This window comes from Streptomyces ochraceiscleroticus, from assembly GCF_000720485.1.
In the GTDB taxonomy this organism is placed as follows: Bacteria; Actinomycetota; Actinomycetes; order Streptomycetales; family Streptomycetaceae; genus Streptomyces; species Streptomyces ochraceiscleroticus.
In genome coordinates this window covers 50,953-64,803 of sequence record NZ_JOAX01000013.1, presented here as the reverse complement: position 1 = coordinate 64,803, position 13,851 = coordinate 50,953, and the positions used below count along the sequence as shown (strand labels likewise).

At 70.4% G+C, this 13,851-nt stretch carries 12 protein-coding genes; 4 read left to right on the top strand and 8 right to left on the bottom strand.

Going from position 1 to position 13,851, the window contains the following annotated elements:
- Positions 1-306: 306 nt before the first annotated feature.
- Positions 307-1,395 carry an MBL fold metallo-hydrolase gene (locus IG84_RS0117580; protein ID WP_063761812.1) on the top strand — a complete coding sequence of 363 codons (1,089 nt, stop codon included), beginning with the start codon at positions 307-309 and terminating at the stop codon, positions 1,393-1,395.
- A gap of 272 nt (positions 1,396-1,667) precedes the next feature.
- Here the strand turns inward: IG84_RS0117580 and IG84_RS39895 are convergent, their stop codons facing one another.
- The 7 genes from IG84_RS39895 to IG84_RS0117545 all read right to left on the bottom strand — a co-directional run bounded on the left by IG84_RS39895 (position 1,668) and on the right by IG84_RS0117545 (position 9,906).
- On the bottom strand, positions 1,668-2,210 hold the full coding sequence (locus tag IG84_RS39895) for an SUKH-4 family immunity protein (protein ID WP_031057753.1): 543 nt from the start codon (positions 2,208-2,210) through the stop codon (positions 1,668-1,670).
- Positions 2,211-2,400: 190 nt separating this feature from the next.
- The gene (locus IG84_RS0117570) at positions 2,401-3,015 is read right to left on the bottom strand and encodes a TetR/AcrR family transcriptional regulator (RefSeq protein WP_037800428.1); all 615 of its coding nucleotides are present in this window, start codon (positions 3,013-3,015) and stop codon (positions 2,401-2,403) included.
- A 160-nt stretch (positions 3,016-3,175) separates the two neighbouring features.
- A complete protein-coding gene (locus tag IG84_RS0117565; protein ID WP_031057747.1) occupies positions 3,176-4,075 on the bottom strand; it encodes a 2-hydroxy-3-oxopropionate reductase in 900 nt (299 codons plus the stop codon).
- Positions 3,966-4,778 carry a TIM barrel protein gene (locus IG84_RS0117560; protein ID WP_051861882.1) on the bottom strand — a complete coding sequence of 271 codons (813 nt, stop codon included), beginning with the start codon at positions 4,776-4,778 and terminating at the stop codon, positions 3,966-3,968. Before IG84_RS0117560 ends, IG84_RS0117565 begins: the two co-directional genes overlap by 110 nt.
- An 86-nt stretch (positions 4,779-4,864) precedes the next feature.
- Positions 4,865-6,652 carry a glyoxylate carboligase gene (gene gcl, locus IG84_RS0117555; protein WP_031057740.1) on the bottom strand — a complete coding sequence of 596 codons (1,788 nt, stop codon included), beginning with the start codon at positions 6,650-6,652 and terminating at the stop codon, positions 4,865-4,867.
- Between the two features lie 253 nt (positions 6,653-6,905).
- On the bottom strand, positions 6,906-8,564 hold the full coding sequence (locus IG84_RS0117550; protein WP_031057736.1) for a pentapeptide repeat-containing protein: 1,659 nt from the start codon (positions 8,562-8,564) through the stop codon (positions 6,906-6,908).
- Between the two features lie 112 nt (positions 8,565-8,676).
- Complete coding sequence (locus IG84_RS0117545) at positions 8,677-9,906, bottom strand: acyl-CoA dehydrogenase family protein (RefSeq protein WP_031057733.1); 1,230 nt, start codon at positions 9,904-9,906, stop codon at positions 8,677-8,679.
- A 151-nt stretch (positions 9,907-10,057) separates the two neighbouring features.
- On the opposite strand from IG84_RS0117545, the gene IG84_RS0117540 reads away from it, so the two are divergent.
- Positions 10,058-10,699: a TetR/AcrR family transcriptional regulator gene (locus IG84_RS0117540; RefSeq protein ID WP_030257809.1), complete on the top strand. Its 642-nt coding sequence runs from the start codon at positions 10,058-10,060 to the stop codon at positions 10,697-10,699.
- A gap of 16 nt (positions 10,700-10,715) precedes the next feature.
- On the opposite strand, the gene def is transcribed toward IG84_RS0117540, so the two are convergent.
- The gene (gene def / locus IG84_RS0117535; protein WP_031057730.1) at positions 10,716-11,270 is read right to left on the bottom strand and encodes a peptide deformylase; all 555 of its coding nucleotides are present in this window, start codon (positions 11,268-11,270) and stop codon (positions 10,716-10,718) included.
- 255 nt (positions 11,271-11,525) lie between these two features.
- Between def and IG84_RS0117530 the strand changes: the two genes are divergently transcribed.
- A complete protein-coding gene (locus tag IG84_RS0117530; protein WP_031057726.1) occupies positions 11,526-12,764 on the top strand; it encodes a Mur ligase family protein in 1,239 nt (412 codons plus the stop codon).
- A 31-nt stretch (positions 12,765-12,795) separates the two neighbouring features.
- A complete protein-coding gene (locus tag IG84_RS0117525) occupies positions 12,796-13,524 on the top strand; it encodes a type 1 glutamine amidotransferase (protein ID WP_031057724.1) in 729 nt (242 codons plus the stop codon).
- Positions 13,525-13,851 lie beyond the last annotated feature (327 nt).

The window sequence follows — 13,851 nt, the reverse complement described above, 5'->3', positions numbered from 1 at the left end:
CTCGGGGGGTGCCGGTTCTGCGGGCGACGGGCCCCGGCCACGCCCGGGACGGGCGGGGCGCAGGGGCACGGAGATCGCGTACAGGCGAACGATCGATAAGCTAAGGCGGCGCCAAGGGGCCTGTCCAGGGGCGGAACAACTCCAACTGCCCCGCTGCGGAACCACAGTGGACGAGCTACGGGCGCGGAGCGCTCCCTCTGCCCCGCCCTATTCGTTGGCCTGTAAACTTAACGCTCGTTCGTCATCGTGCTGGCGTATCTGGTCTTGCGCCAGTCGTTCTGGTACGTCGAAGGGACGGGACCTGCTGTGACACCCGAGATCACCGGCACCGTGCAGTGGCGGGCCTGGCAGGACGGCGTGCTGCCGCCCGTCGAACGCGTCCGGGACGGCCTGTGGTCCCTCCCCGTCCCCATCCCGGACAATCCGCTGCGGTACGTCCTGGTCTACGCGCTCGAGGTGCGCGGCGGCCTCGCGCTGGTCGACGCGGGCTGGGACGCCGACATCTCGTGGCAGGCGCTCAACGACGGTCTGACGGCCATCGGTTACGAGGTCCGCGATGTCAAGGCGGTGCTGGTCACCCACAACCACGCCGACCACCTGGGTCTGGCGGGCCGGGTCCGCGACGCCTCCGGCGCGTATGTCGCGCTGCACGAGCTGGACGCCCATGCGATGCGCCCGGATCTCGACACGTACGACAAGTGGCGGCGCGGGTACGTCGGGCACCTGACGGAGCACGGCATGTCCGGCACCGACGCGGACGCCACCGCCGACATGATGGCCCCCGACCGGCTGTTCCGCGCCCCGCGCCCGGACGTCCTCCTCCAGGACGGCGAGCGCATCACCCTCCCCGGCCTGGACCTGCGGGTCGTCTGGACGCCCGGCCACAGCCCCGGCCACTCCTGCTTCTATGACCCCGAGCGGCAGCTCCTGTTCTCCGGCGATCATGTGCTGCCGCGGATCACGCCCTCGATCGGGTACCTCCTGCAGAGCGTCGGTGACCCCCTCGCGGACTTCCTGCGCTCGCTGGACAAGCTGACCGGTTACGACGTGGCCGAGGTGCTGCCCGCGCACGAGTACCGCTTCCGGCAGCTCGACCAGCGGCTCGCGTACCTCGCGCGGCACCACACCGAGCGGCTCGCCGAGACCCTGGCCGCGGTCACGGCGGCGCCCGGCAGCACCGCGTGGGAACTGGCCGCGCACCTCAAGTGGTCCCGGAGCTGGCAGGAGTTCGGCCTGGGACAGCGCCGCTTCGCACTCGGCGAGACGCTTGCCCACCTGAAGCTGCTCGCGGGCCGGGGTGAGATCACCGAGCACGGGGGCGAACCGGAGCAGGCGGGCGGGCCGGCTGGGCCGGTGCGCTGGACACCGGCGCCGCCGACGGCGAACGATCGTTAAGCGGGTCGGCAGCCCGTACCACGTCGCCCCCGCCCGTGACGGAAACGGCCCATCCGGCACATGAGTTGCACGTCTGTCACAGGTCTCACGCGCGCAAGCGCCCCGCGCTGCCGCACCGCGCCGACCAGCGGCGGCCCGCCCCCGCCGACCGCGACGACGACAGACCACCGGCCGGGGACGCGACGCAAAGGCACTCGCACTCGACGCAAAGAGATCGGTAAAGGTCCGAGACCGATCGCCGACGCGTCACCGGAGCCCTCTCTCCGGACGCGTCACCAGAGCCATCTCTCCAGGAACTCCACCCAGATGTAGCCGACGAACCCGTCGAAGGCCGGCGGGTCGATGGCCTTGAGCTGCACCGCCAGGCGCCCCAGCTCGGCCACCGCAGCGCCCTCGTCGCCGTTCGGGTCGTTCAGGACCGCCGACCGGCTGACGTGCAGCCCATAGTGGTGCAGCGTGCGCAGCCACAGCTCGATCGAGGAGTTGGCGAACCACGCCTCGCCGTCGGGCAGGACGTAGTACACCGCGCCGGAGTCGGGATCGACGCCGAACGCCCAGGTCAGCGCGGGCGAACGGCTGCCGTGCGCGTTCTGCGTCAGCCGGTACAGGAGCCGGCCGTCGCGGGTGCGCAGCTGCGGTTCGGGCTCGTGCTGGAAGCACGCCGTGCCGATGAGGTTGTCCACCACCGGTATCCCCGTGGTCACCAGTAACGCCTTCTGACGGTCCGGTATCCGCCACTTCGCCACGGCGTCCGGATCGGCCCGGACGACCTGTCCGGCACCGGCCCACGCCACCAGCTCTTCATATTTCGGCACAGGAGCCCCTCCCCCCACGGCTGACCGCACGCGGCGGGACTCTACCGGGAACAACCGTCCGGCGAGTCGGACATCTGACCACGCGGCGCAGCGCGAAGGAGCAGACAGGGGCGGGAAAGAGAATTGAACGGTCGTTAAAAGGCGGTGCCCGAAGGTGTCCGAACTTCAGCCGGGCGCCTGCCGCCGCGGGTCAGCCGGACCGGCGCGGGAGGCTGCCGGCCGGCCGGTACTCGACCAGTACGAGCGCCAACTCGACGTAGCGCTCGGCCAGTTCACCGATTCCGACATCACCGCCCGCGCGGTACCACTGCGCCACCGCGTTGCACATCGCGATCACGCTGCGCCGGGCGTCCTCCGGATGCGGCGTACGGAACACGCCCTGCGCCACGCCCGCGTCGACGACTTCATGGAAGAGCCGCGAGCCGTCGTACTGCCGCTGCCGCGCCTCCTTCACCCGGCCTTCGGAGAGGTGGCGCCACTCGGTGAGCAGCAGGCTGCTCTCCAGCCGGCGCTCGGCGCGGTACCGGACGGTGGCCCGCACCAGGGCGGCCAGCCGCTCCCCCGCGTCCGCGCCGGCCCGCGCCAGCTCCGCCTCGCAGGAGGCGAAGTACTGGGCGCTGCTCTCGTCCAGCAGGGCGTGCAGCAGCTCCTGCTTGCCTGCGTAGTAGTGGTACATCGCGGAGAGGCTGACCTGCGCCCGCCGCGCGATGCCGCGGATGGACGCCGCGCCGTAACCACGCTCGGCGAACTCGTGCCGGGCGGCATCGAGGATCGCTTTCTGACCCGCAGGCCGCTCCGCACTCACCTGGATCCTCCCCTGTACTTAACGAACGTTGGCTCAGTGTACTCAGCCGTACGCACGACGGAGCGCCGCCCGGACGGATCCGAACGGCGCTCCGTGGAGAGGTGACAGTCCGCGGATGACTGTCCTCGGAAGACTGTTCTCAGGTGACAGTCCTCGGACGTCAGTCCTTGACCGGCTGGCCCGACAGGCGCTCGACACCGCGCAGCAGCGCGGAATGGTCCAGGCCGCCGTCGCCCTGGGCGCGGAGCGAGGCCACGAGGTTCGCGACGACGGAGCCGACGGGCAGCGCGGCACCGACGGTGCGGGCGGCGTCGGTGACGATGCCCATGTCCTTGTGGTGCAGGTCGATGCGGAAGCCGGGCTTGAAGTCGCGGTTCTTGAAGTTGTCCTTCTTGCGGGTCAGCACGGTGGAGCCGGCCAGGCCGCCGTTGAGGACGTCCAGGGCCGCGGCGAGGTCGACGCCGGACTTCTCCAGGAAGACCACGGCCTCGGCGCACGCCTGGATGTTGACGGCGACGATGAGCTGGTTGGCGGCCTTCACCGTCTGGCCGGAGCCGTGCGGGCCGCAGAGCACGATGGTCTTGCCCAGGGCGTCGAACAGCGGCTTGGCCTCGTCGAAGTCGGCCTGGTCACCGCCGACCATGATGGAGAGCACGGCCTCGATGGCGCCGGCCTCGCCGCCGGAGACCGGGGCGTCCAGGACGCGGATGCCCTTCTCGGCGGCGCTCTTGGCCAGGTCGATGGAGGTCTGCGGGGTGATCGAGGACATGTCGATCAGCAGCGCGCCGGACTTGGCGTTCTCCAGGATGCCGTCGGGGCCGTACGCGATGGCCTCGACCTGCGGGGAGGCCGGGACCATGGTGAGCACGACGTCGGCGTCGCGGACGGCCTCGGCGATGCTCGCGGCCGCGGTGCCGCCGGCCTTGGCCAGCCGGTCGAGCTTGTCCTGCTCAAGGGTGAAGCCGGTGACGGAGTAGCCGGCCTTGATCAGGTTCTCCGCCATCGGGGAGCCCATGATGCCCAGGCCGATCCACGCGATCTTGGGGAGGTTGCTGCTCATGGAGAGTGTTGCCGGGCGCGCCGCGTCCGGGGTTGTCGGCGATCTGCACGTGCCCGGTCTTGTCCGCATAGGCGTCGATGACCTCGTTGAGGTCCTCGCCGTTCATGGACAGGTGGTACAGGTCCATCAGGAACTTGGCGTTGCCGAGCCCGGTGGCCGCGTTGACCTTGTCGACGATCTCGATGGCCTTCGGTGCCGAGACGATCGGGCAGCGCGGCGACTCGGGCGCGTTGAGCGCCTCGATCAGCAGCGTCGCGCCGACGCGGTCGGCCGCGCGGGCGGCGAGTACCAGGTTCTCCAGCGCCAGGGTGTCCTGGACCTGGGGGTCGACGCCGTCGACGCGGTTGCCGTAGAGCGCGTTGAGCGCCTTGCAGCCGAGCGACTGGGCGAAGTCGGCGGCGACGTCGATGTTGGCGCGGAACTTGTCGGACTCCTCGCCGGGGATGGACAGGGCGCCGCGGTCGGGCCCGGGCAGCGCTCCGGCGTAGAAGTTCAGGCCGACGAGCTGGGTGCCGGCGTCCTGCAGCGCGTGCCGCAGCGCGTCCAGTTCGGACTGCTCGGGCACCGGCGCGTCGATCCACGGCCACCATAGCTCGACCTCGGTGAAGCCGGCGGCGGCCGCGGCTGCCGGGCGCTCCAGCAGCGGCAGTTCGGTGAAGAGGATCGACAGGTTGACGTCGAAACGGGAGTCGGTGAAGCCCATGAGGGGTGGTCTTCCTTCCGGTGCGGACGACAGGGGGTGGGGGCGGGCCTCCCGCGTGCGAAGCGCAGGCGGGAGGCCCGACGGCGTCAGCTCTTCAGCGGCGCGATCGCGCTCGGCGCGTGCCACGGCTCGGTGGCGATCTCCTCGAACTCCGTGACATCGCTGATGTCCGCGGTCTTGCTCATCGAGATGTTGGTGATCCGCTCCAGGATCGCCTCGACGACGACCGGCACGCGGTGCTCGGCGGCGAGCTTCTTGGCCTGCTCGAAGGCGGCGGCCAGCTCGCTCGGGTCGGTGACGCGGATCGCCTTGCAGCCCAGGCCCTCGGCGACCTTGACGTGATCCACGCCGTAGACGCCCAGCTCCGGCGAGTTGATGTTCTCGAACTCCAGGTTGACCTGGAAGTTGATGTCCAGGCCGATCTGCGCCTGGCGGATCAGGCCCAGGTAGGAGTTGTTGACGAGGACGTGGACGTACGGGATGCGGTGCTGCGCGCCGACGGCCAGCTCCTCCAGCATGAACTGGAAGTCGTAGTCGCCGGAGAGCGCGACGACCTGCGCGTCCGGGTCGGCGGTGGCGACGCCGAGCGCGGCCGGGATGGTCCAGCCGAGCGGGCCGGCCTGGCCGCAGTTGATCCAGTGGCGCGGCTTGTAGACGTGCAGCATCTGCGCGCCGGCGATCTGGGAGAGGCCGATGGTGGTGACGTAGCGGGTCTCCGGCCCGAACGCCTTGTTCATCTCCTCGTACACGCGCTGCGGCTTCATCGGGATGTTGTCGAAGTGCGTACGGCGCTGCAGCGTGGCCTTGCGCTCCTGGGTGGAGGCGGCCCACTCGCCGCGGTCGGGCAGCTTGCCCGCGGCCTTCATCTCCTTCGCCACCTCGACGAAGAGCTCCAGCGCGGCCTTGGCGTCGGAGGCGATGCCGTAGTCCGGGGCGAAGATCTTGCCGATCTGGGTGGGCTCGACGTCGACGTGGATGAACTTCCGGCCCTTGCGGTAGACGTCCATCTTGTAGCCGGTGTGGCGGTTGGCCCAGCGGTTGCCGATGCCGAGGACGAAGTCGGACGCCAGGAAGTTCTCGTTGCCGTAGCGGTGCGAGGTCTGCAGGCCGACCATGCCGGCGTTGAGCTCGTGGTCGTCGGGCAGGACGCCCCAGCCCATCAGCGTCGGGATGACCGGAATGCCGGTCAGCTCGGCGAACTCCACGAACAGGTCGGAGGCGTCGGCGTTGATGACACCACCGCCGGCGATCAGCACCGGGCGCTCGGCCTCGTTCAGCATCGAGAGGGCCTTCTCGATCTGGGCGCGGGTCGCGGCGGGCTTGTAGACGGGCAGCGGCTCGTACGTCTCGGGGTCGAACTCGATCTCCGTCTGCTGGACGTCGATCGGCAGGTCGATCAGCACCGGGCCCGGACGGCCCGACCGCATCAGGTGGAACGCCTCCTGGAAGACGCCGGGGACCTGCGCGGCCTCCAGGACGGTCGTCGCCTTCTTGGTGACCGGCTTGGCGATCGAGGCGATGTCGACGGCCTGGAAGTCCTCCTTGTGGAGCACCGCGGTGGGCGCCTGGCCGGTGATGCACAGGATCGGGATGGAGTCACCGATCGCGGAGTACAGGCCGGTGATCATGTCGGTGCCGGCGGGGCCGGACGTACCGATGCAGACACCGATGTTGCCCGGGTGAGTACGGGTGTACCCCTCGGCCATGTGCGACGCGCCCTCCACGTGGCGGGCGAGCGTGTGCTGGATGCCGCCGCCGGCCTTCAGAGCCGCGTAAAAGGGGTTGATCGCCGCACCCGGCACGCCGAAGGCGTTGGTCACGCCCTCGCGCTTGAGGATCTCCACTGCCGCACGAGCGGCGGTCATACGAGGCATCGAGTACTCCTGCGTCGTCGGCCTGTCAGGACGCGGACACGTTCCGGCGTAAGGCCCGGAACTCGCTGTTTCCGCATCTTGGAAAACTTGTTTTGCTTTATGGAAGACGAAAGTAGAGCGAGACGCGGCAGCCGTCAAGACCGGACCGCATCCTTCAGCCGAGGCGCGCCCGGACAGCACGACGCCCTCCCCGGCCGGTGGGCCGGGGAGGGCGTGGAATGTGCGGAAAGTGGGGGTGGGCGGCGCGGGAGGGTCAGCCGCGCTTGATGCGGCCGCGGACGGCGAGCACGGCGAGGCCGAGGAGGGCCGGCTCGGTGAGGCGGGACACCATCTCGATGTACGTACCGGCGGTGGTCAGGTCCTGGCCGCTGGTGCGGAAGACCACGGAGTGGATGACCACGTCGGCGGCCTTCTCGGCGCGCTCCCCCGTGAACCGGTCCAGGAAGGGCCGCTGGAGCCGCGGATGCTGCTTCCCGAGGACGCCGGCGCTCGCCGGGTAGGGGCGTGCGGGCGTGTCCGGCAGCCCGGACGCCACCATCAGCACGATCGTCGCCGCCATCGCGAGGCCGAGCCCGACGAGGGCCCGGGAGGCACGCAGGCCGTATCCGGAGAGCAGCCAGTACGCCTGCAGCAGCCAGCGCTCCGCCTTGCGCGGCCGGTGACTGTACCGGCGCATCTCCATTTCGCCGTAATAGAAATCCGCCGCCCCGGGCTCGTCCTTCGCGTCCTCGCGTGCTTTACGGAGCTGGCGGTAGGTCGTGGTGAGCGTGGCGAGCCCCGGTACGTCGTCCGGGGATTCCGGCGGATCACCCCAGGCGTGCCGTGCCGGACGGCGGCGACGGGGCGACGTACGCCATTGCCGCTCTTCCTCGATGATCTGGCGCTTGGTGCACCAGCGAGGAATTCCTCGGCTCCATTGGACGCCTCGGGGAGCGGCGGAGAGCCGCCATTTCCCCTCGAATCTCAACTGGTCGAGATGGTGTGCGCCGGAGAAGCGGCAGCGGGTCAGATCCACGTCGCTGAGCAGCAGCATCGAGGCGTCGACCCCGCGGATCGAGGCGATCGACACCTCGATGTCATGGACGTCCGAGAGCGCTTCCTCGCCGGGATGACGGGGCGTGGACAGGTCGGTCGCCACCGAACTCGGGAACAGCAGGACGGCATTGGTGAGATCGACCGTGGCCCATCGCGCGCGCAGTGCCACGGCCCCTTCGAAACGCGCGGAACGGGCATCGATCCGTGCCGCCATGACGGATATCTGCAGGGCGTTACGGAATTCCGCCTCGACCATCCCGAGCGTTCCGTGGCACACAAAAGGCCCCACCCAACCACCGGCGAAGACCGCCCGGAGGAATTCCGCTTCACCGTGGAAAACCGTCTCGCCGAACCACGCCCGGCCGCCGAAATGGGCGCCACCGAACCACGCCCTTTCGCGGAAATCCGCCGACCCGAATCCGGCGTCCGCCGCGAACCGTACGCCACCGAATCCCGCGGCCCCCGCGAACGACGCCCCGACGAACCAGCCGCCCCGCTCGAAACGCGCGCCGTCGAAGACCACCGATGCCTCGAAATGCGCCCCCTCGAAGACGCCCTCGCCGTCGAACCGTACGCGCGAGAAGTCCGTGTCCTCCGTGAACCGCGCCTGCGTGAACAGGGCGTCCCCGCACACCGGCCTGCCATCGTCGCCGCGCAGCCGCGCCAGCAGATCCCTGATCAGCTCCGCGTCGAACGTCACCCCGCGGCAGTCGAGATCCGCACCGGGCCGGAGCCCCACCAAGTACGCCTCGCGATCGGCGGGTTCGAGGTGTGCCAGGCACCGGGTGCCGGCCGCCCGTACGCCCCGGCACCCGCCCGGATCGTCAGCGGACGACCCGATCCCGCAGTGGTCCCAGTCCGGTGGAGTCGTGTCCATGCCGGTGATCCGATCAGCACGGCCCGCGCAGCGCAACGGGCCGGAACACACCGTGTGTTCCGGCCCGTTGTGCGCGGCGACCAGCGTCAGCGGATCGGCATCCCCACCGGCGTTACCGGATCGGCATCCCCGCCAGCGTCCGCGCGATCACCAGGCGCTGGATCTCGCTCGTGCCCTCGAAGATCGTGTAGATCGCAGCATCCCTGTGCATGCGCTCGACCGGGTACTCGCGGGTGAAGCCGTTGCCGCCGAGGATCTGGATGGCCTGGCCCGTGACCTTCTTCGCGGTCTCACTCGCGAAGAGCTTGGACTGCGAGCCCTCGGCCGCGGTGAACGGCTTGCCGTTGACCGCCATCCAGGACGCGCGCCAGACCAGCAGCCGGGCCGCATCGATCGACGTACGCATGTCGGCGAGCTGGAAGGCGACACCCTGGTTGTCGATGATCGGGCGGCCGAACTGCTCGCGGGTCTTCGCGTATTCGAGGGCCTCCTCGTACGCGGCGCGGGCGGTGCCGACCGCCATCGCGCCGACGGCCGGGCGGGACGCCTCGAAGGTGGCCATCGCGGCGTTCTTCACGCGCTCGCCGCCACCCGCCTTGGCGCGCTCACGGGCGCGGGCCAGCCGCTCGTCCAGCTTCTCCTTGCCGCCGAGCAGGCAGCTTCCGGGGACGCGGACGTTGTCGAGGACGACCTCGGCGGTGTGCGAGGCGCGGATGCCGTGCTTCTGGAACTTCTGGCCCTGGGAGAGGCCGGGGGTGTTCGGCGGGATGATGAAGGACGCGTGGCCCTTGGAGCCCAGCTCCGGGTCGACGACCGCGACGACGACGTGGACGTTGGCGATGCCCCCGTTGGTCGCCCAGGTCTTGGTGCCGTTCAGGACCCACTCGTCCTTGGCCTCGTCGTACACGGCACGCGTACGCATCGAGGCGACGTCGGAGCCGGCGTCGGGCTCGGAGGAGCAGAAGGCCGCGACCTTGACGTCGTTCACGTCGCCGTACATCTGCGGGATCCAGGTGCCGATCTGCTCCTCGGTGCCGTTGGCGAGGACGCCGACCGCGGCGAGGCCGGTGCCGACGATCGACAGGGCGGTGCCCGCGTCGCCCCAGAAGAGCTCCTCCATGGCCATGGGGATGCCGAGGCCCGTGGGGTCGAAGTACTGCTGGGCATAGAAGTCGAGCGAGTAGATTCCGATCTTGGCCGCTTCCTGGATCACCGGCCAGGGGGTCTCCTCGCGCTCGTCCCACTCGGCGGCGGCGGGGCGCATGACGTCCGCGGCGAATCCATGGATCCAGTCCCGGACTTCCTTCTGCTCGTCGTTGAGTTCCATGATGAACTCGGCCATGACCCCTCCAGCAGTGCGTTACTTGCGGTAACAACAGTCTGTTACTCACCAGTAAGCACTGTCAACCTCAGCGACCGATATCTCCCGTCCGATGGACAGGGTGTTACGTTGCGCGAACAGCACGAAGTCACCAGGGCGGGGAGCCGGACGAATGGAAATGACACAGGAGAGCCGCCGTACGGCCAGTGAGCGCCGACGACGCGAGCTGCTGGAGGCCGCGGACCGCGTGGTGCTCCGCGACGGCCCCGAAGCATCGATGAACGCGATCGCGGCCGAGGCCGGGATCACCAAGCCGATCCTCTACCGGCACTTCGGCGACAAGGGCGGCCTCTACCGCGCCCTCGCCGTACGCCACACCGACGCCCTCCTCGCCGGCCTGCGGGCCGCGCTGGACTCTCCCGTACCGCGAAGGGACCGGGTCGAGGCCACCCTCGACACCTACCTCTCGGCCATCGAAGCCAGGCCGCAGGTCTACCGCTTCCTGATGCATCCGTCCGACGAGGGACAGACACCCGACAGCGGCTTCGACGTCGGCCGGCACTCCGCTCCCCTGCTGCGGCGGATGGGCGAGGAGCTCGCGCAGGTCATCGCCGAGCGGGTGGACCTGGGACCGGTCGGCGACGAGCTGGCGCGGGTGTGGGGCCACGGCATCGTCGGGATGATGCACGCGGCCGGCGACTGGTGGCTGCGCGAGCAGCCGTGTTCGCGAGCGCAATTGGTACAGCATCTCGCGGACCTGCTGTGGGGACGCCTCGCGGCAGCGGGCGACCGTCCGGGCGGGCCGGGTTTCTGAGCCGCAGGAGTACCGGCTAGCCCGCCGCCGTCCGCCCCGCCCACGGGGCCCTCGCCGCCGCCCGCAGCGCGCGGCGGCGGCGCAGGCCGGTGAGGTGGTCGAGGTACAGGCCGCCGTCCAGGTGGTCGCACTCGTGCTGCAGGCAGCGGGCGAAGAAGCCGGTACCGGAGATCCGGCACGGCTTCCCGTCCAGCGTGACGCCCTCGACCACCGCCTCGTCGTGGCGCGGCGTACCGGACTCGAGCCCGGGCAGCGACAGGCATCCCTCGGGGCCGCGGAGGACCTCGCCGTCCACCGCCACGAGCCGGGGATTGACCACGTGCCCGAGATGGCGGACGTCCTCGTCGTCCGGGCAGTCGTAGACGAACACCCGCTGCGCGACGCCGATCTGGTTCGCGGCGAGGCCGACACCCCGAGCCGCGTACATCGTCGCGAACATGTCCTCCACCAGTTGCGCCAGCGCCGGCCCGAAGTCGGTGACCTCCTCGCACGGCGCGTGCAGGACGGGGTCGCCGAGCAGCCGCATAGGGCGGACGCGGCCGGAACTGCCGGGGACGGAGCGGTGTCGCATGGGGGCAAGAGTACGTTCCGGCCGAGACCAGCGACGTTCCGGTCCCGGCCGCCGACCCGGCCGTCCCTCCGGATACGGCCGCTGAGCAGGAACCTCCACACCCCCCTCACGGGTGGTCTGGTTCGGGCCCCGGCGCGGAAATCGATAGGCTGATCCCCAACCACAGCCTCCCGGCCGGCCGGGCCGGTACGGAGGGGCGTTCCACCGGCGGCCCCGGGGGCAGGAGGGCGCCGGATGCAAGGAGGATCTAGGACGATGGCAGGCAACACGGACCCGCTGTCGCCGCGGGCCAAGCTGGCCGTGACGGCGGGCAGGGCCGCGGCGGCGGCGTCGCGCGCGGTGGGCCGCGGCAGCGGATCGGTGATCGGTGGCAAGGTCGCGCTCAGGCTCGACCCCGACCTGCTGGCCCGGCTCGCCCAGCACCTGGACGTGGTCCTGGTGTCCGCGACCAACGGCAAGACGACGACCACGCGGCTGATCGCGGAGGCGCTGCGGGCCAGCGGCCCGGTGGTCTCCAACGCGCTCGGCGCGAACATGCCGGCCGGCATCACCTCGGCGCTGGCCGGGGGTTCGGACGCGAAGTACGGCGTCATCGAGGTCGACGAGAAGTACCTCGCGGGCGTCGCCCGGGACGTCACCCCCAAGGCCATCGCGCTGCTCAACCTTTCGCGTGACCAGCTCGACCGCGCCGCCGAGACCCGCATGCTGGCGGAGAAGTGGCGCGAGGGGCTGGCCGGTTCCAAGGCGCTCGTCGTCGCCAACGCCGACGACCCGCTGATCGTCTGGGCGGCCTCCTCGTCCGCCAACGTCGTATGGGTCGCGGCGGGCCAGGAGTGGAAGGACGACGCCTGGTCCTGCCCGTCCTGCGGCGGCGTGATGCAGCGCCCCGGCGACGACTGGTTCTGCGGCGAGTGCGGCTTCCGCCGCCCGACGCCGAGCTGGGCGCTCTCCGGCGACCACGTCCTGGACCCGCACGGCTCGGCCTGGCCGATCAAGCTCCAGCTCCCCGGCCGCGCGAACAAGGCCAACGCCACGACCTCGGCCGCGGTGGCCGCGGCCTTCGGCGTGCCCCCGCAGGTCGCCCTGGAGCGGATGTACGACGTCCAGGCAGTCGCGGGCCGGTACGACGTGGTCTCCTTCATGGACCGCGAGCTGCGCCTGCTGCTGGCGAAGAACCCGGCCGGCTGGCTCGAGACGTTCTCGCTGATCGACCCGCCGCCGACGCCGGTGATCCTGTCCGTCAACGCCCGCGGCGCCGACGGCACGGACACCTCCTGGCTCTGGGACGTCGACTACACCCGGCTCGCCGGCCACCCGATCTTCGTGATCGGCGACCGCAAGCTGGACCTCGCGGTCCGGCTGGAGGTCGCGGGCCTGGACTTCCAGGTGTGCGAGAACGTCGACGAGGCCGTACGGAAGGCACCGCCCGGCCGTATCGAGGTCATCGCCAACTACACCGCCTTCCAGGACCTGCGCCGCCGCGTGGGCAACTGACCCGATCCGCAACGGACAAGGACGAGCAAGCATGAGTGACAACAGCCTGCGTCTGGTGTGGATCTACCCGGACCTGCTGAGCACGTACGGGGACCAGGGCAACGCACTGGTGGTGGAGCGCCGGGCGCGGCAGCGCCGGCTGGACGTCCAGCGCCTGGACGTCCGCTCCGACCAGCAGATCCCCACCTCGGGCGACATCTACCTGATCGGCGGCGGCGAGGACCGGCCGCAGCGGCTGGCCGCCGAGCGGCTGCGCCGGGACGGCGGTCTGAACCGGGCGGTCGCCAACGGCGCGATCGTCTTCTCGGTCTGCGCCGGGTACCAGATCCTCGGCCATGAGTTCATCAACGACCTGGGCGAGCGCGAGCAGGGGCTCGGGCTGCTGGACGTGGTGAGCACCCGCGGCGAGGGCGAGCGGTGCGTCGGTGACGTACTGGCCGACATCGACCCGGAGCTGAACCTCCCGCCGCTGACCGGCTTCGAGAACCATCAGGGCGTCACCCACCTCGGGCAGACCGCCCGCCCGTTCGCGAAGGTACGGTTCGGCAACGGCAACGGCGTGGGTGACGGCTACGAGGGCGCGTGGAACGACACCGTCTTCGGTACCTACATGCACGGCCCCGTGATGGCCCGTAACCCGCACATCGCCGACCTGCTGATCAAGCTGGCGCTGGACGTCAACGCGCTGCCGCCGGTGAGCGACCACTGGTACGAGGCGCTGCGCCAGGAGCGGATCGCGGCGGCTACGCAGCCGGCGTGAGACGCGAGGCGTAAAGCAACGTTTCGGCGCGAGGCCCCCCTTGCCGTATCAACGGGCGAGGGGGGCTTTGCGTGCCTGGGGTGGGGCGAGTGGAAAGAGGGGCTGAACGAAGCCGCTGAGAGAGGCCGAGCGAAACGAGGCTCGGAGAGGGGCCCGAGGTGACGTTTCGTCTCGTGGGCCCCCTCGTGTTGGGGAACGGTTGAGGGGGCGAAGTGGTGCCCGATGTGCTCATCCGGGCCAGTCCGGTCCGCTCAAGTGTGGCCGGGATTGGCGCATGTGAGGGCCCGGTTTCCCGTAGTGCGGGCAGGCGCTACGGAGGGGCGCGCC

Bases quoted from the DNA above. Each gene is read 5' to 3' on its own strand.
- gcl (WP_031057740.1), bottom strand. From the start codon at position 6,652: ATGCCTCGTATGACCGCCGCTCGTGCGGCAGTGGAGATCCTCAAGCGC.
- IG84_RS0117545 (WP_031057733.1), bottom strand. From the start codon at position 9,906: ATGGCCGAGTTCATCATGGAACTCAACGACGAGCAGAAGGAAGTCCGG.
- IG84_RS0117550 (WP_031057736.1), bottom strand. From the start codon at position 8,564: ATGGACACGACTCCACCGGACTGGGACCACTGCGGGATCGGGTCGTCC.
- IG84_RS0117560 (WP_051861882.1), bottom strand. From the start codon at position 4,778: ATGGGCTTCACCGACTCCCGTTTCGACGTCAACCTGTCGATCCTCTTC.
- IG84_RS0117565 (WP_031057747.1), bottom strand. From the start codon at position 4,075: ATGAGCAGCAACCTCCCCAAGATCGCGTGGATCGGCCTGGGCATCATG.
- IG84_RS0117540 (WP_030257809.1), top strand. From the start codon at position 10,058: ATGGAAATGACACAGGAGAGCCGCCGTACGGCCAGTGAGCGCCGACGA.
- IG84_RS0117530 (WP_031057726.1), top strand. From the start codon at position 11,526: ATGGCAGGCAACACGGACCCGCTGTCGCCGCGGGCCAAGCTGGCCGTG.
- def (WP_031057730.1), bottom strand. From the start codon at position 11,270: ATGCGACACCGCTCCGTCCCCGGCAGTTCCGGCCGCGTCCGCCCTATG.
- IG84_RS0117525 (WP_031057724.1), top strand. From the start codon at position 12,796: ATGAGTGACAACAGCCTGCGTCTGGTGTGGATCTACCCGGACCTGCTG.